This window comes from Enterococcus sp. S183_ASV_20, from assembly GCF_018919685.1.
Taxonomy (GTDB): Bacteria; Bacillota; Bacilli; order Lactobacillales; family Enterococcaceae; genus Enterococcus; species Enterococcus faecalis.
Window position 1 is genome coordinate 46,816 of sequence record NZ_JAHLRI010000006.1, and the last position, 22,064, is coordinate 68,879.

General features: G+C 37.6%; 22 protein-coding genes. 19 read left to right on the top strand and 3 right to left on the bottom strand.

The annotated features are described in order from the left end of the window. Positions 1–99: 99 nt before the first annotated feature. Positions 100–2,130 (top strand): NAD-dependent DNA ligase LigA, encoded by a 2,031-nt coding sequence (gene ligA, locus KQI94_RS03815; RefSeq protein ID WP_002384934.1) that lies wholly within the window; start codon positions 100–102, stop codon positions 2,128–2,130. Here the strand turns inward: ligA and KQI94_RS16760 are convergent. Beyond that, positions 2,127–2,315, bottom strand: coding sequence for a hypothetical protein (locus KQI94_RS16760; RefSeq protein ID WP_336447689.1), 189 nt, complete (start codon positions 2,313–2,315; stop codon positions 2,127–2,129). The two genes, ligA and KQI94_RS16760, sit on opposite strands and share 4 nt — an antisense overlap. On the opposite strand from KQI94_RS16760, the gene KQI94_RS16495 reads away from it, so the two are divergent. The 8 genes from KQI94_RS16495 (at position 2,278) to KQI94_RS03845 (ending at position 9,182) form a co-directional block, all read left to right on the top strand. Further along, a complete protein-coding gene (locus tag KQI94_RS16495) occupies positions 2,278–2,394 on the top strand; it encodes a putative holin-like toxin (RefSeq protein ID WP_002355568.1) in 117 nt (38 codons plus the stop codon). The genes KQI94_RS16760 and KQI94_RS16495 overlap by 38 nt on opposite strands. A 317-nt stretch (positions 2,395–2,711) precedes the next feature. Continuing rightward, on the top strand, positions 2,712–3,017 hold the full coding sequence (gene gatC / locus KQI94_RS03820) for an Asp-tRNA(Asn)/Glu-tRNA(Gln) amidotransferase subunit GatC (protein ID WP_002355569.1): 306 nt from the start codon (positions 2,712–2,714) through the stop codon (positions 3,015–3,017). Continuing rightward, positions 3,017–4,486 (top strand): Asp-tRNA(Asn)/Glu-tRNA(Gln) amidotransferase subunit GatA, encoded by a 1,470-nt coding sequence (gene gatA, locus KQI94_RS03825; protein ID WP_002358701.1) that lies wholly within the window; start codon positions 3,017–3,019, stop codon positions 4,484–4,486. The genes gatC and gatA overlap by 1 nt, the downstream gene beginning before the upstream one ends. Next, the gene (gene gatB, locus KQI94_RS03830) at positions 4,486–5,916 is read left to right on the top strand and encodes an Asp-tRNA(Asn)/Glu-tRNA(Gln) amidotransferase subunit GatB (RefSeq protein ID WP_002358703.1); all 1,431 of its coding nucleotides are present in this window, start codon (positions 4,486–4,488) and stop codon (positions 5,914–5,916) included. Before gatA ends, gatB begins: the two co-directional genes overlap by 1 nt. An 18-nt stretch (positions 5,917–5,934) precedes the next feature. After that, a complete protein-coding gene (locus KQI94_RS03835; RefSeq protein WP_002403511.1) occupies positions 5,935–7,023 on the top strand; it encodes a diacylglycerol kinase in 1,089 nt (362 codons plus the stop codon). A gap of 199 nt (positions 7,024–7,222) precedes the next feature. After that, a complete protein-coding gene (rlmD, locus tag KQI94_RS03840; protein ID WP_002355574.1) occupies positions 7,223–8,596 on the top strand; it encodes a 23S rRNA (uracil(1939)-C(5))-methyltransferase RlmD in 1,374 nt (457 codons plus the stop codon). Beyond that, positions 8,597–8,725 carry a hypothetical protein gene (locus tag KQI94_RS16705; RefSeq protein ID WP_002355577.1) on the top strand — a complete coding sequence of 43 codons (129 nt, stop codon included), beginning with the start codon at positions 8,597–8,599 and terminating at the stop codon, positions 8,723–8,725. A 139-nt stretch (positions 8,726–8,864) separates the two neighbouring features. Beyond that, positions 8,865–9,182: a thioredoxin family protein gene (locus KQI94_RS03845; RefSeq protein WP_002355583.1), complete on the top strand. Its 318-nt coding sequence runs from the start codon at positions 8,865–8,867 to the stop codon at positions 9,180–9,182. 42 nt (positions 9,183–9,224) lie between these two features. Here the strand turns inward: KQI94_RS03845 and KQI94_RS16710 are convergent, their stop codons facing one another. Then, positions 9,225–10,070 (bottom strand): helix-turn-helix transcriptional regulator, encoded by an 846-nt coding sequence (locus tag KQI94_RS16710; protein ID WP_002392183.1) that lies wholly within the window; start codon positions 10,068–10,070, stop codon positions 9,225–9,227. A gap of 398 nt (positions 10,071–10,468) precedes the next feature. Between KQI94_RS16710 and ptcA the strand changes: the two genes are divergently transcribed. The 9 genes from ptcA (at position 10,469) to KQI94_RS03895 (ending at position 19,931) form a co-directional block, all read left to right on the top strand. Continuing rightward, on the top strand, positions 10,469–11,488 hold the full coding sequence (gene ptcA, locus KQI94_RS03855) for a putrescine carbamoyltransferase (RefSeq protein ID WP_002355587.1): 1,020 nt from the start codon (positions 10,469–10,471) through the stop codon (positions 11,486–11,488). A gap of 66 nt (positions 11,489–11,554) precedes the next feature. Further along, positions 11,555–12,931, top strand: a complete 1,377-nt coding sequence (locus KQI94_RS03860) for an APC family permease (protein WP_002355588.1) — start codon at positions 11,555–11,557, stop codon at positions 12,929–12,931. Next, positions 12,924–14,021, top strand: coding sequence for an agmatine deiminase (aguA, locus tag KQI94_RS03865; protein WP_002364800.1), 1,098 nt, complete (start codon positions 12,924–12,926; stop codon positions 14,019–14,021). Before KQI94_RS03860 ends, aguA begins: the two co-directional genes overlap by 8 nt. Positions 14,022–14,032: 11 nt before the next feature. After that, positions 14,033–14,962 (top strand): carbamate kinase, encoded by a 930-nt coding sequence (gene arcC / locus KQI94_RS03870; protein WP_033625912.1) that lies wholly within the window; start codon positions 14,033–14,035, stop codon positions 14,960–14,962. 196 nt (positions 14,963–15,158) lie between these two features. Then, positions 15,159–16,745, top strand: a complete 1,587-nt coding sequence (locus tag KQI94_RS03875; RefSeq protein WP_002403510.1) for an amidase family protein — start codon at positions 15,159–15,161, stop codon at positions 16,743–16,745. A gap of 554 nt (positions 16,746–17,299) precedes the next feature. Next, positions 17,300–17,998 (top strand): nicotinamide riboside transporter PnuC, encoded by a 699-nt coding sequence (gene pnuC / locus KQI94_RS03880; protein WP_002384942.1) that lies wholly within the window; start codon positions 17,300–17,302, stop codon positions 17,996–17,998. 8 nt (positions 17,999–18,006) lie between these two features. Then, a complete protein-coding gene (locus KQI94_RS03885) occupies positions 18,007–18,651 on the top strand; it encodes a deoxynucleoside kinase (RefSeq protein ID WP_002355594.1) in 645 nt (214 codons plus the stop codon). A 349-nt stretch (positions 18,652–19,000) separates the two neighbouring features. Next, entirely contained in the window at positions 19,001–19,432 is a 432-nt protein-coding gene (locus KQI94_RS03890) for a hypothetical protein (RefSeq protein WP_002384943.1), read from the top strand. Between the two features lie 112 nt (positions 19,433–19,544). Further along, positions 19,545–19,931, top strand: coding sequence for a DUF1149 family protein (locus KQI94_RS03895; protein ID WP_002358717.1), 387 nt, complete (start codon positions 19,545–19,547; stop codon positions 19,929–19,931). Positions 19,932–19,977: 46 nt separating this feature from the next. Here KQI94_RS03895 and KQI94_RS03900 read toward each other — a convergent pair whose 3' ends face one another. Beyond that, on the bottom strand, positions 19,978–20,313 hold the full coding sequence (locus KQI94_RS03900) for a hypothetical protein (RefSeq protein ID WP_002384945.1): 336 nt from the start codon (positions 20,311–20,313) through the stop codon (positions 19,978–19,980). 294 nt (positions 20,314–20,607) lie between these two features. Between KQI94_RS03900 and KQI94_RS03905 the strand changes: the two genes are divergently transcribed. After that, on the top strand, positions 20,608–21,999 hold the full coding sequence (locus tag KQI94_RS03905; RefSeq protein ID WP_002355598.1) for an L-cystine transporter: 1,392 nt from the start codon (positions 20,608–20,610) through the stop codon (positions 21,997–21,999). Positions 22,000–22,064: the final 65 nt, after the last annotated feature.

The window sequence follows — 22,064 nt, forward strand, 5'->3', positions numbered from 1 at the left end:
GAGAAATCATCATTAGATAAATTCTTTTTATTTTCTATCTTAGTGTAAATGTGTTAAAAAGACGATAAGAGCATTACACTTATGAGGAGGAGTTCTACGATGGAACAACAACCATTAACATTAACGGCGGCGACAACTCGTGCGCAAGAATTAAGAAAACAACTCAATCAATATTCCCATGAATATTATGTCAAAGATCAACCATCCGTAGAAGATTATGTTTACGATCGTTTGTATAAAGAGTTAGTCGATATTGAAACGGAGTTTCCTGATTTAATCACGCCAGATTCGCCGACACAACGTGTAGGTGGCAAAGTTTTATCTGGTTTTGAAAAAGCTCCGCATGACATTCCAATGTATAGTTTAAATGATGGGTTTAGCAAGGAAGACATTTTTGCTTTTGATGAACGTGTTCGTAAGGCGATTGGTAAACCCGTTGCTTACTGTTGCGAGTTGAAAATTGATGGGTTAGCAATTTCATTACGTTATGAAAACGGGGTGTTTGTACGCGGAGCAACACGAGGCGATGGAACGGTTGGTGAAAACATTACAGAGAACTTACGAACGGTTCGCTCTGTACCGATGCGTTTAACGGAGCCCATTTCAGTGGAAGTTCGTGGCGAGTGCTACATGCCTAAACAATCCTTTGTCGCGTTGAATGAAGAACGTGAAGAAAATGGCCAAGATATTTTTGCCAATCCTCGGAATGCAGCGGCGGGAAGCTTGCGCCAATTAGACACAAAAATTGTGGCAAAACGGAACTTAAATACGTTTTTATACACAGTTGCTGACTTTGGACCAATGAAAGCGAAGACGCAGTTTGAGGCATTAGAAGAGCTTTCTGCAATTGGTTTTAGAACCAATCCCGAACGGCAATTATGTCAGTCAATCGATGAAGTTTGGGCCTACATTGAAGAATACCATGAAAAGCGGAGCACTTTGCCATACGAAATCGATGGAATTGTGATTAAAGTGAACGAATTTGTGTTGCAAGATGAATTAGGTTTCACTGTCAAAGCACCTCGCTGGGCGATTGCCTACAAATTTCCACCAGAAGAAGCAGAGACAGTAGTGGAAGATATTGAATGGACAATTGGGCGCACGGGAGTGGTCACTCCTACTGCGGTCATGGCTCCTGTACGAGTCGCGGGAACCACGGTTAGTCGGGCAAGTTTGCATAATGCAGATTTTATTCAAATGAAAGATATCCGTTTAAATGATCATGTTATTATTTACAAAGCCGGCGATATTATCCCAGAAGTAGCGCAAGTCCTAGTTGAAAAACGTGCAGCCGATAGTCAGCCTTATGAAATGCCGACACATTGTCCAATTTGTCATAGTGAGTTGGTGCATTTAGATGAGGAAGTGGCGTTACGTTGTATTAATCCAAAATGCCCTGCGCAAATTAAAGAAGGGCTGAATCACTTTGTCTCACGAAACGCAATGAACATTGATGGCTTGGGGCCACGAGTGTTAGCACAAATGTATGACAAAGGATTAGTGAAAGACGTAGCGGATCTGTATTTCTTAACAGAAGAACAATTAATGACTTTGGATAAAATCAAAGAAAAATCAGCAAACAACATTTACACTGCCATTCAAGGGAGTAAAGAAAACTCTGTCGAACGTTTGATTTTTGGCTTAGGAATTCGCCATGTGGGGGCGAAAGCGGCGAAAATTTTAGCGGAGCATTTTGGTGATTTACCAACCTTAAGTCGTGCAACTGCGGAAGAAATTGTGGCTTTGGATTCAATTGGCGAAACAATCGCAGACAGCGTTGTGACGTATTTTGAAAATGAGGAAGTTCATGAATTAATGGCTGAACTGGAAAAAGCCCAAGTGAACTTGACATATAAAGGTCTCCGGACAGAACAATTAGCAGAAGTGGAGTCACCTTTCAAAGACAAAACAGTTGTTTTAACAGGAAAATTAACGCAGTACACTCGCGAAGAAGCCAAAGAAAAAATTGAAAATCTTGGTGGAAAAGTTACAGGGAGTGTTTCGAAAAAAACTGACATTGTGGTTGCTGGCGAAGATGCAGGCAGTAAATTAACCAAAGCTGAAAGCTTAGGCGTGAGCGTTTGGAATGAACAAGAAATGGTCGATGCGTTAGATGCAAGTCATTTTTAAGAAGAAAAATTAACGTTGTCAGATTTTATGTAGTAATTTGATGGTATGCTTATTTTAGTCATAAAAGTTATATGAACGAGGAATTTCTGAGTTGAGAAAGGAGGTTGATGCTTATGCGCAATTCTTCTTACTTTAACGAAAGGAGCAATGTTTTTGTCCGTTGAAGCAGCGCTAGGACTGATGATTGGTTTTGCAACACTTGTTGTGACCATTATCTTCGGTATCTTAGCGCTTGTCTTAGACAACAAAAATAACCGTTCATAAGCTTTGAGGAGCTGAACGGTTAAGCGTTTGAAATAAAACCAATAACTCAGTAAGCCGCTAGTTCTTATAACTAGTAGTGGCTATTAGAAAGGTATGTTCCTGCATATCTCTCTTTTCATTTTCATAATAACATATTTCCGTCATTTTTGCGAGCGACAAATTATCAATGAAATTCAAGGTTTCATCTAAAATATCCGACCATTTTATGGTAGAATAGGAACAGAGTGAACAGCTGTGCTAAGCTGTTTAAAGAAATACAATCCAATTGATTAATCTGAAAATGAAAATTTCAGTAAATGATAGAAAGAAGGGTATCTATGGCAATTACAGAAGAACAAGTCAAACATGTCGCTAAATTATCAAAATTATCTTTCTCCGAAGAAGAATTAGCGGACTTTACCAATCAACTAGATAAAATTATTGATATGGTGGAATTACTAGAAGAAGTAGATACAACAGGGGTTCCTTTTACTTCAAATGTGAATGAATCAATCAATGTCATGCGTGAAGACGTAGCGACACCAGGAATGGACCGTAAAGAATTAATGCGGAATGTTCCGGAATCAGAGAATGGTTACATTAAAGTGCCTGCAATTATGGATAACGGGGAGGCAGGAGCCTAATGGAAAAATTATACGACAAATCGTTAACAGAGTTACATGATTTATTGGTTTCAAAAGAAATCACAGCAGTTGATTTAACCGAAGAAACATTAAATCGTATTCAAGATACAGAAGAACAACTAGGTTCTTTTATCACAGTTAGTGAAGAAAAAGCAATGGCATTAGCCAAAGCGATTGACTTAAAAGGCATCACTGAAAGTAATCCATTAGCTGGGATTCCAATTGGGATTAAAGACAACATTGTCACAAAAGATATTTTAACAACAGCTGGCTCAAAAATGTTACACAATTTTGACCCAATTTATGATGCGACCGTGATGGATAAAGTCTATCAAGCGGATATGATTCCAGTCGGAAAATTGAACATGGATGAATTTGCCATGGGTGGAAGTACGGAAACGTCTTACTTCAAGAAAACAAAAAATGCTTGGGATCAAACCAAAGTCCCTGGTGGTTCTTCTGGTGGTTCAGCTTCTGCTGTCGCAGCCGGACAAGTCCCAGTTTCTTTAGGGAGCGATACAGGTGGCAGTATCCGCCAACCAGCCGCATTCAACGGTATTGTGGGCTTGAAGCCAACTTATGGACGTGTGTCTCGTTTTGGCTTGATTGCTTTTGCTTCAAGTTTAGACCAAATTGGTCCATTGACACGAAATGTTAAAGACAATGCCTTAGCTTTAAATGCAATTAGTGGTTATGACGAAAAAGACGGCACTTCTGCAGGCGTTTCTGTTCCTGATTTTACGGCAGATTTAACTGGCGACATCAAAGGCATGAAAATTGCTTTACCAAAAGAATACTTAGGTGAAGGGGTACAACCTGATGTTCGTGAAGCGGTATTAAAAGCAGCAGAAACATTTAAATCTTTAGGAGCAACGGTGGAAGAAGTTAGTTTGCCACATTCTAAGTACGGCGTAGCGGTTTATTATATTATTGCCTCTTCAGAAGCAAGTTCAAACTTACAACGCTTTGATGGCATTCGTTACGGGTACCGTTCAGACAATGTACAAAACTTAGAAGATGTCTATGTTAATTCACGTTCTGAAGGTTTCGGAACAGAAGTTAAACGTCGGATTATGTTAGGAACCTTCTCTTTAAGTGCTGGTTATTATGATGCGCACTTTAAAAAGGCTGGTCAAGTCCGTACACTAATCAAACAAGATTTTGAGAATGTCTTTGCGGATTATGACTTAATCATTGGCCCATCCACACCAACAGTTGCCTTTGGTCTAGGGGAAAACATCAATGATCCAATCACAATGTATATGAATGATATTTTAACCATTCCTGTCAACTTAGCAGGACTACCAGGCATGTCCATTCCAGCAGGCTTCTCAGAAGGCTTGCCAGTTGGTTTACAAATTATTGGAAAACATTTTGACGAACATACAATGTATAAAGCAGCCTATGCTTTTGAACAAGCGACAGATTTCCATACGAAAAAACCAGTCATTTTAGGGGGGAACGATTAATGAACTTTGAAACTGTCATTGGATTAGAAGTCCACGTAGAATTGAAAACCAACTCTAAAATTTTCTCCTCTGCGCCAGCGCATTTCGGAGCAGAACCAAATAGCAACACAAATGTGGTTGACTGGAGTTACCCAGGTGTTTTGCCTGTCATGAATAAAGGTGCCTTAGAATTTGGCATGAAAGCAGCACTTGCCTTGAACTGTGAAATTTCAAAAGAAACACATTTTGACCGTAAAAACTATTTTTACCCAGATAACCCGAAAGCATACCAAATTTCTCAATTTGATCAACCAATCGGACATGATGGTTGGATTGAAATTGAAGTCGAAGGCAAAAAGAAAAAAATTCGCATTGAACGGGTGCATTTAGAAGAAGATGCTGGGAAAAATATTCACGGCACAGATGGCTATTCTTATGTAGACTTGAATCGTCAAGGTACGCCTTTAATTGAAATCGTTTCTGAAGCAGACATGCGCTCACCAGAAGAAGCGTATGCTTATTTAGAAGCGTTGCGTTCAATTATCCAATTTACAGAAGTTTCTGATGTGAAAATGGAAGAAGGTTCTATGCGTTGTGATGCCAATATTTCTTTACGTCCGTATGGTCAAGAAGAATTTGGTACTAAAGCGGAATTAAAGAACTTGAACTCTATGAACTTTGTAAAAAAAGGTTTAGCTTATGAAGAAAAACGCCAGGCCAAAGTCCTATTATCTGGTGGCGAAATTCAACAAGAAACACGCCGCTTTGATGAAGCAACTAGTACAACGTTGCTTATGCGTGTTAAAGAAGGCTCAAGTGACTACCGTTACTTCCCAGAGCCAGATGTTCCTCGTTTTTCAATTGATGATGAATGGATTGAAAAAGTTCGCGCTAGTTTGCCAGAAATGCCAGCCTCACGTCGTGCCCGTTATATCAGTGAATTAGGGTTACCTGAATACGACGCAATGGTCTTAACTTTAACGAAAGAAATGTCAGATTTCTTTGAAGCAACTTTAGCAAACGGTGCAGATGCGAAACAAGCATCAAACTGGTTAATGGGCGAAGTTTCTGCTTACTTAAACAGTGAAAAAGTTGAATTAGCCGATACTAAACTAACACCAGAAAATCTAGCGGGTATGATTACTTTGATTAACGATGGCACAATCAGCTCGAAAATTGCGAAGAAAGTGTTCAAAGAGTTAATTGAAAACGGTGGAGACGCTAAAGAAGTTGTCGAAGCAAAAGGTTTGGTTCAATTATCTGATCCAGCGCAATTATTACCAATGATTAACGAAGTTTTAGACAACAACCAACAATCAATTGATGACTTTAAAAACGGAAAAGACCGTGCAGTTGGTTTCCTTGTTGGACAAATTATGAAAGCAACTCGTGGACAAGCAAACCCAGGTGTGGTTAACAAGTTATTGCAAGAAGAGCTTTCAAAACGATAAGAAAGTAGCAGGCAAACCATGAAAAAAGCTAGAGTGATTTATAATCCAACGTCAGGAAAAGAGTTAATCAAAAAGAACTTAGCCGATATTTTATCTATTTTAGAAGAATGTGGTTATGAAGCCAGTGCATTTGCGACCACACCAGAAGAAAATTCAGCACGCAATGAAGCACATCGTGCTGCGCGTGCAGGATTTGATTTACTAGTAGCCGCAGGTGGAGATGGGACCATTAATGAAGTCGTGAATGGGATTGCTCCGTTGAAGCGGCGCCCTAAAATGGCCATTATTCCTGCTGGAACGACGAATGACTATGCACGGGCCTTGAAGATTCCTCGTGATAATATCGTTAAGGCAGCAGAAGTGATTAAAAAAAATCAAACTGTCAAAATGGATATTGGCCAAGCCGGCAAAAATTACTTTATCAATATTGCGGCGGGTGGTCATTTAACGGAACTGACTTATGAGGTTCCGTCAGAGTTGAAAAGTATTTTTGGTTATTTAGCGTACTTAGCCAAAGGAGCCGAAATGTTGCCACGAGTGAAGCCGATTAAAATGCGCATGACGTATGATGAAGGTGTGTACGAAGGCAATGCATCAATGTTTTTCCTAGGGCTGACTAACTCGGTGGGTGGTTTTGAGCAAATCGTACCAGATGCTAAATTAGACGATGGTAAGTTTTCATTAATCATTGTAAAAACAGCCAATATTTTTGAGATTCTTCATTTAGTTGCGTTAATGTTAAATGGTGGAAAGCATGTTGAAGATCATCGACTAATCTATACAAAGACCAGCTATTTACATGCAGAAACGTTAGAAAAGAACAATAAAATGATGATTAATTTAGATGGTGAATATGGAGGCGATGCTCCAATGACCTTTAAAAATATGCATCAACACATTGAAATTTTTGCAAATTGTGATGCACTGCCGTCCAATGCAATTATGGGTTCTGTCTTAACTGGTAGCGATGAGATTGTCGTAGAATCAGAAGACGAAGAGGAAGAAGCATATAACGAAGCCAGCAAAGAATTTGTCAAAGAAGTTGAACGACTAACAGACGAAGATATTGATGGCGATGGAAAGATTGCCGAAAAAGAAAAGCACTAGGTAGTCCGTGAATAGCTAATGAAAGATTTAGTTGATAAGATCTTTCATTGGCTATTTTTTGACTAAGGGAAAGGGTCTCATTCTTTTATTTACCCAAAAAGCTCAAACGGAATTGCTAAATCGCCATGAAAATTCGTTGTTGCTTTTCTTAGGTATTTTCATTAGAATGAGTGAAGTGTATAAAAAGAAGGAGCGACTTATGAAAAATTATCCAGTAAAGAAAAATGACGTCATTGAAGTAGAAATCATTGACTTGACGCATGAAGGTTTAGGCGTGGCAAAAGTGGACCATTATCCATTGTTTATTGAAAATGCCTTACCAGGTGAAAAACTTGAAATCAAAGTCTTAAAAACAGGCAAAAGTTTTGGTTATGGGAAAGTATTGACTGTCCTAAAAAGCAGTGAACAGCGTGTGCCCGTGAAAGATGAAAACTTTACAAAAGTCGGGATTAGTCCGTTGCAACATTTAGCGTACGGCGCCCAACTATCATTTAAAACGCAACAAGTCGAAAATGTTATGCAACGTGTCGCTAAATTGCCAGAAGTCCCTGTTTTACCAACAATTGGGATGAACGATCCGTGGCATTACCGGAACAAAGCACAAATTCCCGTGCGTAAAATTGACAACCAACTACAAACAGGTTTTTTCCGGAAAAATAGCCATGATTTAATTCCGATGGAACATTTCTATATTCAAGACCCAGAAATTGATGCAGCAATTGTTAAAATCCGTGACATTATGCGTAAATATAGCGTAAAACCTTATAACGAATCTGATAATACAGGGAACTTACGCCATATTGTCGTTCGTCGTGGCTACCATACTGGGGAGATGATGGTTGTTCTAATTACGAGAACACCGAAATTATTCCCAATTAGTAAAATTGTGCCAGATATTTTGGAAGCTATTCCGGAAGTAGTCAGCATTGTACAAAATGTAAATCCAAAACGAACCAATGTCATTTTTGGCGACGAAACCATCTTATTACATGGGTCTGAAAAAATTACAGATACTATTTTTGATTTGAAATTTGAAATTTCCGCGCGTTCATTTTATCAAGTAAATCCACAACAAACAGAAGTGATGTATCAAAAAGTTAAAGAGTATGCGGCTTTAACAGGCAATGAAATTGTGGTGGATGCCTATTGCGGGATTGGAACGATTGGCTTAACTTTAGCCCAAGATGCAAAGCAAGTTTACGGTATTGAAGTAATTGAAGAAGCGGTCAAAGATGCAGAAAATAATGCTAAATTAAACAACATTGAGAATGCCACTTTCACGGCTGGTTTAGCGGAAGAATTATTGCCAAAATTAGTTGAAAATGGCTTGCAACCAGATGTTGTGGTGGTGGATCCACCACGGAAAGGGTTAGACGGTCAATTAGTAAACACATTAATTGAAACGCAACCTGAACGAATTGTTTATGTCAGCTGTAATCCAGCCACACTCGCTCGCGACATTGCATTATTAACAGAAGGTGGCTATGAAGCAAAAGAAATTCAACCAGTGGATAATTTCCCACAAACGACCCACATTGAATCTGTCACGTTATTAACAAAGGCGGTGGATTAAATGAATGAAAAAGAAAAAATGTTAGAATTAATTAAAAAGAAACAAGGTGGTGGCCGTTCTAAAAAAATGGAAACTCCCAAAAATGATCGTAAAAACATGCGCAAAGGGCCTAAAATTTTTAATAAATAAGCGGTTATCAGTAAAAAGTTGTCGCCCATTAATGAAATGGGCGACAACTTTTTTGTTAAAGCATTCTTAGCCAAACAAATAAGTTGTTATTTTGCTAGTAAATCTGTTATTTTAGACAAAAGACAAGGAGGGCTATTCAGTGGAATATGTAACAACATTAGAAGAATTAGAAGAAAAAATTACAGACAATCGTCTACAAGCCGTCTTTTTGACAGCAAAAAATTGTAGTGTTTGTACAGTTGATAAACCGATTGTCGAAAAAATTGCAACAAAATATGAATTTCCTACATACATTGCAGAAGCTGATAAAAGTCCAGAAATAATTGGACAATTAAATGCTTTTTCTGCACCGACCATTATCTTATACTATGAAGGAAAAGAAATTCATCGCCAAGCTAAAATTATTAACTTTCAAGAAATTGAAAAGAGAGTTCGACAAGTACAAGAAAATAGTTAATCAAAAAGGAAGCCACCGATCACGGAGAGGCTTCCTTTTTAATTATCTCGCTAAATGTTCAGTTTGTTGTTGAGAAAAAAGTTGATAACTGACAAAAACTTCTGCTCTTTTGTTTACTTCTAATTTAACGAAAATATTGTGGATATGTGTTTTTACTGTCCCGATTGATAGGAATAGTTCGTTGGCTATATCTTGATTTGTTTTGCACTCTAAAAGTAACGAAAGCACTTCTCGTTCTCGCTGCGTTAATTGATAGGCATCACAAAAAGGCGCCAAAAGTACGGGTTCATCTGATTGATTTTCTTCCAATTTAGCAGCGTCTTTTTCAAGAACCGACAGAGGAAAATCACGATTACAGAAGTAGATAATGGCGATCGAGAGAATGATTGTATAAATATCTTCAGAAACGTTTCGGTTGTTAATTTTAAAGACAATATCAGAATATTGGTCAATGTTAAAAATAACGAAGGTATCTTCCAAAAGAATCGCCACACCGAAACCAATGCTTAGCCAACCAATAAAACGAAGATATTTTTTCGCAAGGGCTGATAAAGGATCTATTCGTAGTTGATAGAGCGCATAGCATCCAAGGTAAATTAAAAATAGCTGATTGGGTAAATAGTACAACCAAACTTTTAAGGCGGAATTTTGTGAAAATGGAATAGCTAGCATCCATAAACCAATTAAAAATAACCAGACAAATTGATAATTTTTAAAAGGACGACCACTAATAGTATTGATAATAGCCAGATAGGCAAAATTACAACAAATAAAAATGATGGTCTTTAAAAAAGGTGCGGTCATAAAGGTCTGATTATATTCGGTTGCAAACGAATTAATGAACTCAGTCATATAAACAATCACATTGTCACAAATAAAAATAACCATTAAAAAGAGAAGCAATAAAAAAATCGGTTGTTTATTTTTCAAGTAAAGATTTAAGGTAAAGGTTGAAGTAAACGAATATAAAATAATCAACAAGATGTTATAAATAAAAACAAATGTCACGATTGGAAACCCCTTTCATCTTTTATTTTAAGTGAATGATTTTTCAAAATAATTATACCATTTTCAAATCTATGATTGGTCAGAAATTAGAGAGAAATCCGCCTAAACTTTTATAAACCCCTGGTGTACCAACGGTTTATAACCATAAATAAACTTTTTTTAATGAAAAATTACGCCAAAAAAGAAAGCGTTTTCTAACTTTTGGTGGATAGTAAACTCTTCGCTAAACTTGGTAAAGTCAATGTGTAAACAAAAACAACTTTTAGGAGGAACACATCATGAAAAGAGATTACGTTACAACAGAAACATATACGAAAGAGGAAATGCACTACTTAGTCGATTTATCATTAAAAATTAAAGAAGCGATTAAAAATGGGTATTATCCGCAACTGTTAAAAAACAAATCTTTAGGAATGATTTTCCAACAATCTTCAACTCGGACACGAGTATCTTTTGAAACTGCAATGGAACAATTAGGCGGACATGGCGAATATTTAGCACCTGGTCAAATTCAATTAGGGGGACATGAAACGATTGAAGATACCAGCCGCGTATTGTCACGTTTAGTAGATATTTTGATGGCTCGTGTGGAACGTCACCATAGTATTGTTGATTTAGCTAATTGTGCTACCATCCCAGTCATTAACGGTATGTCTGATTACAATCATCCAACCCAAGAATTAGGTGATTTGTGTACCATGGTTGAGCATTTACCAGAAGGCAAAAAATTAGAAGATTGTAAAGTTGTCTTTGTCGGAGATGCAACACAAGTTTGTTTTTCTTTAGGATTAATCACAACAAAAATGGGCATGAATTTTGTTCACTTCGGTCCAGAAGGTTTCCAATTAAATGAAGAGCATCAAGCTAAATTAGCAAAAAATTGTGAAGTTTCAGGCGGTAGCTTTTTGGTCACAGATGATGCAAGTTCTGTTGAAGGCGCTGATTTCTTGTACACGGATGTTTGGTATGGCTTGTACGAAGCGGAATTATCTGAAGAAGAACGTATGAAGGTTTTCTATCCAAAATATCAAGTGAATCAAGAAATGATGGATCGGGCAGGTGCCAATTGTAAATTCATGCACTGTTTACCAGCAACACGTGGGGAAGAAGTAACTGATGAAGTGATTGACGGTAAAAATTCTATTTGTTTCGATGAAGCAGAAAACCGTTTAACATCTATTCGTGGCTTATTAGTATATCTTATGAATGATTATGAAGCAAAAAATCCTTATGATTTAATCAAGCAAGCAGAAGCGAAAAAAGAACTAGAAGTTTTCTTAGACACTCAAAGCATTTAACGGCCAACTGTCCACTGATTGAAAAAATGAATCAGTGGACAGTTTATAAAGAGAGGAAGAGTCTTCATGGAGGGGAAAAAGAAATTTAGTTTAACGAGTGCCATTTTATCAGTCATCTGTGTGGTTTTCGTTGCTGAAGCAGCGGCGCCTGTTGCTGCAATTGGTAATTCTCAGTTTTTTTGGTGGATTTTCTTATTAATTGCATTCCTATTGCCATATGGGTTAATTTCATCAGAATTAGGAACAACTTATATTGGTGAAGGGGGCATCTATGATTGGGTGACCAAAGCATATGGTCATCGTTGGGGTGCCAGAGTTTCTTGGTATTATTGGATTAATTATCCATTGTGGCTAGCTTCATTAGCCGTTATGACGCCAGAACTATTAACGACAATTACAGGTATTAAGTTTTCAACACCGATGATGATTATTGTTGAATTAATTTTTACTTGGATTGTGGTTTGGATTAGTTTTTATCCAGTCAGCGACAGTATCTGGATTCTAAATGGAGCTGCCGTAATCAAGATGGTTTTAGCTGTCTTAATTGGTGGGCTAGGATTGTATGTAGCCTTGACGAAAGGTGTTGCCAATGAATTTACCTTGAAATCAATGCTACCAACGTTTGACTTAAGGAGTTTATCTTTTATTTCTGTAATCATTTTTAATTTGTTAGGGTTTGAAGTCATCTGTACGTTTGCAGATGATATGGAAAATCCTAAGAAGCAAATTCCACAAGCTATTGTAGCAGCGGGGTTAGTCATTGCGGCCATTTATATTTTTTCAGCCTTTGGAATTGGGGTAGCGATTCCCACCGATCAAATTAGTACCGGCAGTGGTATGATGGATAGCTTTAAACTATTGACAGGCTCGACAGAAGGTTGGTTCATTATGTTGATGGCTTTCCTATTCCTTCTTACGTTGTTCGGAAACATGATTTCTTGGTCATTAGGAGTCAATAATACAGCTTGTTATGCTGCTGAAAATGGTGACATGCCTAAATTTTTTGAAAAACGTAGTAAGAAAAATGACATGCCAATTGGGGCTGCTTTGATGAATGGCATTGTGGCATCGGTGGTCATTGTATTAGCACCAATTTTACCTAATCAAGATTTATTCTGGGCCTTTTTCTCCTTGAATGTCGTCCTATTCTTGTTATCGTATATCCCAGTTTTCCCAGCTTTTTATAAGCTTAGAAAAATTGATCCCGATACACCACGTCCGTTTAAAGTTAACGGAAAACCAGGATTTTTAAAAGTTTTAGTGGTTTTGCCAATGATTATGATTATTATTTCACTGATTTTCACAGCAGTGCCTTTAGATTTTAGTCCCGCAGCATTAAATGAAAAATTACCAATCACAATTGGGGCAATCATTTTTATTCTGTTTGGTGAAGTAATTATTTACGTGAAAAAAATTAAGAAGGGAACGAAAGAAAATGGCTAAACGAATTGTAGGAAGTACCCCTAAACAAGATGGCTTTAGAATGCCAGGAGAATTTGAACCACAAGAGAAAGTTTGGATGATTTGGCCAGAAAGACCGGATAATTGGCGCGATGGTGGTAAACCTGTCCAAGAAGCTTTTACTAATGTGGCCAAAGCAATTAGTCAATTTACACCGATGAATGTGGTGGTTTCTCAACAACAATTTCAAAATTGCCGTCGCCAATTACCGCCAGAAATTACGGTTTATGAAATGTCAAACAATGATGCCTGGGTCCGTGATTGTGGACCATCATTTGTCATTAACGACCATGGAGAAATCCGTGGTGTGGATTGGACATTCAATGCTTGGGGGGGATTAGTAGATGGATTATATTTCCCTTGGGACCAAGACGATTTGGTTGCACAAAAAATTTGTGAAATTGAGCATGTAGATTCTTATCGTACAGATGATTTTGTTTTAGAAGGCGGTTCATTCCACGTAGATGGACAAGGAACAGTCTTGACTACAGAAATGTGCTTATTAAGTGAAGGTCGAAATCCACAACTTTCAAAAGAAGCAATCGAACAAAAATTATGCGACTATTTAAATGTTGAAAAAGTTCTTTGGCTAGGTGATGGAATTGACCCAGAAGAAACCAATGGTCACGTGGATGATGTAGCTTGTTTTATTGCACCTGGTGAAGTGGCTTGTATTTACACCGAAGATCAAAATAGCCCATTTTATGAAGCGGCACAAGATGCATATCAACGTTTGCTTAAAATGACTGATGCTAAAGGACGCCAATTAAAAGTCCACAAATTATGCTGTCCTGTCAAAAATGTAACCATTAAAGGCTCCTTCAAAATTGATTTCGTGGAAGGAACCATGCCACGAGAAGATGGCGATATTTGTATCGCATCCTATATGAACTTTTTAATTACAAATGATGGCGTGATTGTGCCACAGTATGGTGATGAAAATGATCGTTTGGCTTTAGAGCAAGTTCAAACGATGTTCCCAGATAAAAAAATTGTCGGCGTTAATACGGTAGAAGTTGTTTATGGGGGCGGCAATATACACTGTATCACACAACAAGAACCAAAGCGCTAGGAGGGAAACAGATGTCAAAAATAGTGATTGCATTAGGTGGAAATGCGTTAGGAAATTCTTCGAAAGAACAATTGGCAAAAGCACAAACCGCTGCAAAATCGATTGTTGATTTAATTGAACAAGGCCATCAAGTGGTGATTGCTCATGGCAACGGGCCACAAGTTGGCAAAATTCGCTTAGCTTTTGAGGAAACGAGTCAATCTCCAGAAGATGTCGTGCCGTTTCCTGAATGCACAGCAATGAGCCAAGGCTATATTGGCTATCATTTACAACAAGCAATTGATGAAGAACTAGTAGCCAGAAATTTAGGGGAACAACCAGTTGTTACGTTAATTACACAAGTCGTGGTGGATCCGAAAGACCCAGCGTTTACAAAACCAACAAAACCAATTGGTGGTTATTATGACGAAGAAACAGCCAAACAGTTGATGGCGGAAACTGGGAACGTCTATCAAGAAGATGCGGGTCGAGGCTGGCGACGGGTAGTTCCTTCACCAAAACCAGTTGATATTTACGAAAAAGTTAGCTTGCGAACACTTGTTGATGCAGGACAAATCGTAATTGCTTGTGGTGGTGGCGGGGTTCCTATTGCCTATGATGGTCCAGTCTATCATGGTGTAGATGCAGTCATTGATAAAGACTTTGCGGCAGCAAAAATGGCTGAACTCATTGAAGCAGATGTTTTTGTGGTATTAACTGCAGTGGAACATGTTTTTGTTAACTTTGGTCAAGCAAATCAACAAGCTTTGACTGATGTTACGGTTACGGCAATGCAACAATATATAGAAGAAAATCAATTTGCGCCAGGTAATATGTTACCTAAGGTGGAAGCGGCCATCAGTTTTGCAGAAAGTAAACCAAACCGCCAGGCGATTATCGGGCTTTTAGAATTAGCTTCGGAAGCAATCAAAGGAGAAAGTGGTACACGAATTACACAATAAATTCTCAGTATTTAACTTTCACAAAAGACTAAAACAAACGCATTTAGCGGACTATCTTAATCGTTAGAGAGTAGGACATCGGTCGTTTTGACGGATGTCCTACTCTCTATTTTGTCTTTTTAACGAACAAAACTGTTAGTTGTCATGCAAAAATAAACATAGTAAGATAATCTTTAAATGGTATAGGAGGATAAAAATGTCTAAATTTTTAAAAGTAATCGGAATAATTGCTGTTTTGTTAGTCATAATAGGCGCTGCAGCTTATTGGTTTATACTCAAAAAGTTCACTCCTGAGGCAGAAACCCTAGCAATGTACAATCAAGAGAGAATCGTTAAAACGATTGAAGACCAATTAAAAGAAACAGATGTACAAAAAGCTCGTACCAAAGCACCGTTGATTATTGAAAAAAATATCACTGAATTACAGCAAGCGATTGCCGACGGAGCATTGACCTATGAAGAACTTACGGCGTTTTATTTGGACCGTATTTTACAGTTCGATCAAATAGATAATGGCATGAACAGCATCTCTGAAATCAATCCGCAAGCAATTAAGGAAGCCAAGGCATTTGACCAGCAAGCCTCTCAAACACCGAAGAAGCCTTTGTATGGTATTCCTGTGACTTTGAAAGAAAATATAAATACGACCAACATGATTTCGAGTGCAGGAGCTTATGCCTTACGCACGTTCAAGCCTAAGGAAGATGCGGAAGTAGTTAAGAAGTTAACAGAGGCGCAAGCTTTGATTTTAGGAAAAGTAAACTTATCTGAACTAGCGAATTATATGTCAATGAAAGCACCAAGTGGCTATAGTTCCAAACATGGACAAACACTTAATCCTTATGGGCCGCTCAAAATAACACCTTCAGGTTCAAGTTCTGGGAGTGGGGCTAGTGTGACGATGAATATCGGCGCCTTCTCTTTAGGCACTGAGACGATGGGATCGATTGTTTCCCCCGCTTCTCATCAATCAGTGGTTGGTTTTAAACCGACCCACAGTTCAGTAAGTGGCGAAGGTGTTTTGCCATTGGCACCGTCATTAGATACAGTTGGCCCGATTGCCCGAAGTGTCGTTGATGCTGCGCAAGGCTATAATGCGTTTAAGAAAGACACGGTTCCGAGCATTGATTCAACGAAATTTACTAAAAATAACTTACAAGGTCAACGCATTGGGTTGCTAGAAATGCCAAGTGCTGAAGAAGAATTTGCGACTGCTAAAAAGGCCCTCCAAAAAGCTGGAGCAGAAGTGATTCCGGTAACGCCAGACATGGAAGGGATTGATGGCGGGAAAGTTATTTCCAATGAATTTAAGTTTGCATTGGAAGAATTTGCGAAACGTTATGACTTACCATTTAAAACACTGGAGGAACTAATTGCGTATAATCAACAAGATAAAAAGGTTCGTGCCAAGTATGGGCAAGATTTATTAGAAGCAGATGTTAAAAAGAAACAACCAGATAAAGAAATCATTCAAACAACCATTAAAAAAGCACAGCAAACGTTTGATGCGTTGCTAAAAAAACAACAATTAGACGGATATGCTTTTATTGATTCTGAAGGTACGGGTTTAAGTGCCGTGGCAGGATATCCTGAATTGACGGTTCCTTTGGCGAAAAACAGTGAAGGACAACCTTATGGGCTGACTTTTACACAAACTGCCAATAAAGAGCAAACGTTATTTGAGCAAGCTTACAGCTTTGAACAAAGTACCAAAGGACGGATAGTACTTTCAGACAACGAGCTGTTGGCAAACAGTAAAAAAATAAATAGAGATGAGCAGTAAAGGGAAACTAGGAATGGCGAAACATCTGTATCAAACCTAATAAAGATAATCGACCTACAAATGAAAGGAATTGTTTGTAGGTCGATTATTTAGGTGAGTCGTTTTTTTTGCTTTTTTAGGCGAATGTTTTCATGTAATAAGTTAATAAGTGGCCAGATTCGAGAAATAAGGCCGTCAATTTTTAAGCATTTCAATAAAAAGAGTGAACGATGGCTGTGTTTGAAGCATAAATATGTACGGTTGCTTCCGCTTTCGCAACATTAATTTGGAGCGCTACCGTCGTAAAGGGGTCTGCCGCAGGAATCATTAGATGGAAACAAATCCATGAATACATAGAAGATTAAAGCAAGATGAAGAAAATATTGTGGCAATAAAGGATATCAGAAAGCTTACGAAATAACTATATGTAGTGTGTTTTTATTTTTTAAATCAATATATAGTATTAAAATCTTCTTTTTATTCCGAAATCTGATTGACTTGTTTTTTAAAACGGAGTACTCTTATTGAGACGTCAACAAATAAAAGTTTGGTTTTAGGAAGGTCGGAAATTTGTTGTGAATAAGAATTTTTTGGTGAATGATTTTAAAGGTTGGGAAACGAGAAGTTACTTGTTTTTAGCTTTGATGGTGGGGGTACAGTTGATTGCATTTGCTATCAATCCATCGAATTGGATTACGTTAGTAGGTGGTTTAGCCGGCATCATTTGTGTGAATTTAATTGCCCAAGGAAAAGTCAGCAATTACATTTTTGGGTTAATCAGTGCGGTGATTATTGGTTATTTTGGGTTAGTGACACGGGTATATGCGGAAGTTCTTTTACAAAGCTTCTATATTATTATGGACATTACAGGGCTTTATGCTTGGCTTCGGGCTAGCGAAGATGGCTCAGGTCAAGTAACCGAAGTAAAAGTTTTAAAAGGTATTCAGTGGTTGTATGCCTTTTTCACGTGGCTGCTCATTGGCGTAGCTGCATATATTTTGTTAGGTTTTGTAAATGATGCGCAACAAACATTAGATGCAATCACGTTTAGTGTTTCAGCGACAGGGATGTTATTGATGATTAAACGTTATCAATCGCAATTCGTGTTTTGGCTACTAGGAAATATTTTTTCAATTTTGTTATGGTTCCGAGTAGGGACGCATGCTGGTGGTGATTATGCGATATTTGTTATGTATTGTATGTATACTTTTAACTCAATTTTTGGTATGTTTAATTGGTTGAAGATAAAAAATAAAATGGAAAAAAATAGGTAGGGAGTTCGATGGCAGTGATTGTTTTAGCAGGTACGATTGGCGCTGGTAAATCTAGTTTAACAGCTTTAATTGCAAACCGTTTAGGTTCAGAAGCCTTTTACGAATCAGTTGATGATAATGAGGTATTACCTTTATTTTATGCGGAACCGGAAAAGTACGCGTTTTTATTACAAATTTATTTTTTAAATAAACGTTTTGATAGTATTAAACAAGCATTAACGCATGAAAATAATGTATTGGATCGCTCGATTTATGAAGATTCATTACTTTTTCATTTAAATGCAGATTTAGGTCGTGCCAACGAAACAGAGGTTAAAGTGTACGATGACTTATTACAAAACATGCTCCAAGAATTGCCTTATGCTGCGCATAAAAAAAGACCTGATTTGTTAGTTCACATTCGTATTTCATTTCCCAAAATGTTGGAACGCATCAAAAAACGTGGCCGTCCTTATGAACAAATTGAAACAGATCCAACGTTGTATGATTACTATCAAATGTTGAACGAGCGTTATGATCAATGGTACGAAGACTATGATGAAAGTCCTAAAATTCAAATTGATGGCGATAAATATGATTTTGTCGAAGATCCTGAAGCGTGTCAATATGTCTTGGCGTTAATTGAGAAGAAAATTGAAGAATTAGAAAGATAAATAAAAAGAAGCAAGTCCGGACTTGCTTCTTTTTGACTTAAAATGTGGATAGATAGGCTAAAGTTGCTACTAAATAAAGGAGTGTAGTGCTAAATTATAGAATCGGATTTTAACCTTCCCCTAAGTTAAAATCGGATAATCTATCCATCGACAGTTTAAGTTTGTATAAAATAGCGGTAGCTATTATCAACGAAGTCATTCATCGGTTGACCTGACTTCTCTAGAAGTATACCATCGAAAATAACCAACAGTTGTTCAAAATTTGGACTTAGTAAGTGTAAATTTTGATTGAAAATTTCTGTAAATCAATCATTTATTCAAAAAATAATGCTCGAAAGAAGGAAGATAAATGGGCCAAATTTGGTTTGAACGCATTCTACGTTGGCGCAAAAAAGCGCAACGATTTTTACAAGGACGTTATGCCCGGTTCGATGAATTGAATCGAACGCTGTTGCTAACAAGTGTCGTGCTGGCGCTCATCAATATTTTTACTGGCTATCTTTGGGTTCGGTTATTGATTTTAATCACAGTAGCCTACGTGTATTATCGCTTTTTTTCAAAACATATTCACCCGCGATTGAATGAAAATCAACGGTTTATTCTTCGAAAACAACGCCTAATGCAAAAGGTTCATGCTTTTCGCAAGCGACACCTGACTCAGAAAAGATATCGTTATTTTAAATGTCCAAAATGTCAGCAGTCATTACGTGCGCCGAAAGGACGAGGAACAATCAAAGTCACTTGTTCAAACTGCCGAAATCAATTTATCAAAAAAGTCTGACCTTCTGTGTTTTTTGGTCTAGGCAACTTTCGGACTTGTGGTATACTTGAGAAAAGAAACCATTGGATATTCTAAAAGGGGAATATCTTGTTAAAAAAGGAGAGAAAAAACAATGGAAATTAAACGCCAACAAGAAATTGTTGAAGCGTATCACTATGATATGCGAGTACCTGATTCAGAAGTAGAGACAGATTTACGTGTCAGTTTTTCACCAATTGAAGTAGAAGAAGAAAATTATCCAGAAAACAGCTCAGCACTTGTTGCTCGCTTAGAATTTCGAATTGTCTTTGACGAATTTGTTTTATCAGGGGCGATTAGCCAAATTAATCACATTATTGATCGTAAAATTGAAAAACAAGAAGATATTTCGCAAGAAGAAGTCGATGAACTTGTGCGTCCTTTATTTAGCATCGTCGAACGTTTATCTTATGAAGTAACTGAAATTGCTCTGGATCGTCCAGGTGTTCAATTGAATTTTCAACAATCAGAAGAAGCTTAAACTTTAAAAACAGCGTTTATAACGGATTACGTTATAAACGCTGTTTTTATTCTTGTGAAGATTTAGCAACCAAAGCTTTTTTAAACTGTTCATAATTTTTTGTAGCGATATCCACATAAGCAATCGGCTGACCAACTTTGGTGATTTTTTCGGGAAGATAGGGAGCGAGTATTTCATTGTACAAAATGAACGCAGCTTCTGGTACTTCCTCTGAAAGAACATCATAACTGATAAAGTCAATTTCATAGGTTGGTTGAAAAAAGGCTTTGATGTTTTGCTGCTCTTTATTTGAAAAGAGCCAAGGACCTCCATTTGCAGGGCTCCCAACATACAACATTGCTCCATCACGGTTGACAGAAAGGATCCAACAAATTTTTTGCATACGCTTACACCTCCTAGAACTAAGTATACCACGTCAGCTTAAAAGAAAGAGGACAAAAAAATTATTTTTACAGTGACTAGTAAAACAACGCTTGGTGATAGTTTTAAACTATCGCAACGGTTATTTTCTATCAAAAAGTAAGCAAATTATCCCACTATTTGCTATAAAATAAGGTACAATAGAACTATCACTGGAAACAGTTTGCTGTTTTCAGGGTATTTACTGGAGAGTGAGTACCGGGAACCTTTACTTCCTTTGATGTACTTGTCATTAAAAACATAGGGAGGAACTAAAATGACAACATTCATCACTGTATTAGTGATCCTTGCATTTATTGCTGTGTTATTCGGTTTCTACCAAATGCAAAAGAAACATTTAAAATTCTCAACACGTGTCTTTTCAGCATTGGGCGTGGGGATTGTTTTAGGTGCAATTATTCAATTTGCTTTTGGTACAGACAGTAAAATTACTACGCAATCAATGGAATGGATCGGGATTGTAGGTAATGGTTATGTAGCGTTTCTACAAATGCTCGTAATTCCGTTAGTATTTGTATCTATTGTAGGTGCATTTACAAAAATGAAAGAATCCAATAAATTAGGAAAAATTAGCTTTAATGTGTTAGCCACCTTACTAGGAACAACAGCAGTAGCTGCCTTGGTGGGGATTGGAACAACCTTAGCGTTTGGTCTTCAAGGGGCAAAATTCACGCAAGGTGCTGCAGAAACGTCAAGAATTGCCGAGTTAGCGACGCGTCAAGATGCGATTCAAGATTTGACGATTCCACAACAAATCGTTTCATTTATTCCTAAAAATGTCTTTGCTGACTTTGCGGGAACACGACCAATGAGTACCATTGGGGTGGTAATCTTTGCTGCGTTTGTTGGTGTCGCTTATTTAGGCGTTCGTCGTAAAGCGCCAAAAGAAGCTGAATTTTTTGCAAATTTAATTGATAGTTTATATAAAATTACCATGCGAATTGTTACCTTAGTTTTACGCTTGACCCCTTATGGCGTGCTAGCGTTAATGATTAATGTTGTAGCAACAAGTGATTTTGTTGCGATTATTAACTTAGGTAAATTTGTGTTGGCATCATATGTGGCCTTAATCATTGTTTTTGCCATTCACATGCTGATTTTAATTACTTTGAAAGTCAATCCAGTTACGTATCTAAAAAAAGTTTTTCCAGTCTTGAGCTTTGCTTTTACTTCTCGTTCAAGTGCAGGAGCTTTACCATTAAATATTGAAACACAAACCAAAGCATTAGGTGTCGATGATGCCACAGCAAACTTTGCTGGTAGTTTCGGTTTATCTATTGGACAAAATGGTTGTGCCGGCGTTTATCCAGCTATGTTAGCAACCATCGTTGCACCAACTGTTGGAATTGATGTCTTTAGTTTACAATTTATTTTAATGTTAGTAGCAGTTGTCACAATCAGTTCATTTGGCGTAGCCGGTGTCGGCGGTGGAGCAACCTTTGCTTCTCTAATCGTTTTAGGCGCAATGAACTTACCAGTTGCAATTGTTGGTTTAGTAATTTCAGTTGAACCACTTATTGACATGGCGCGGACAGCTGTTAACGTTAACGATAGTATGGTTGCAGGCGTGTTAACAAGTGCTCGTATTCATGAATTAGATCGTGATGTCTTAAATGATCGCGACGTTGTCTTAGATGCAAATATCTAAATCAATAAAACGAAAAGTGTTTGAGCAATGTCTTGCTCAAACACTTTTTTTGAATTTTAAGCGAA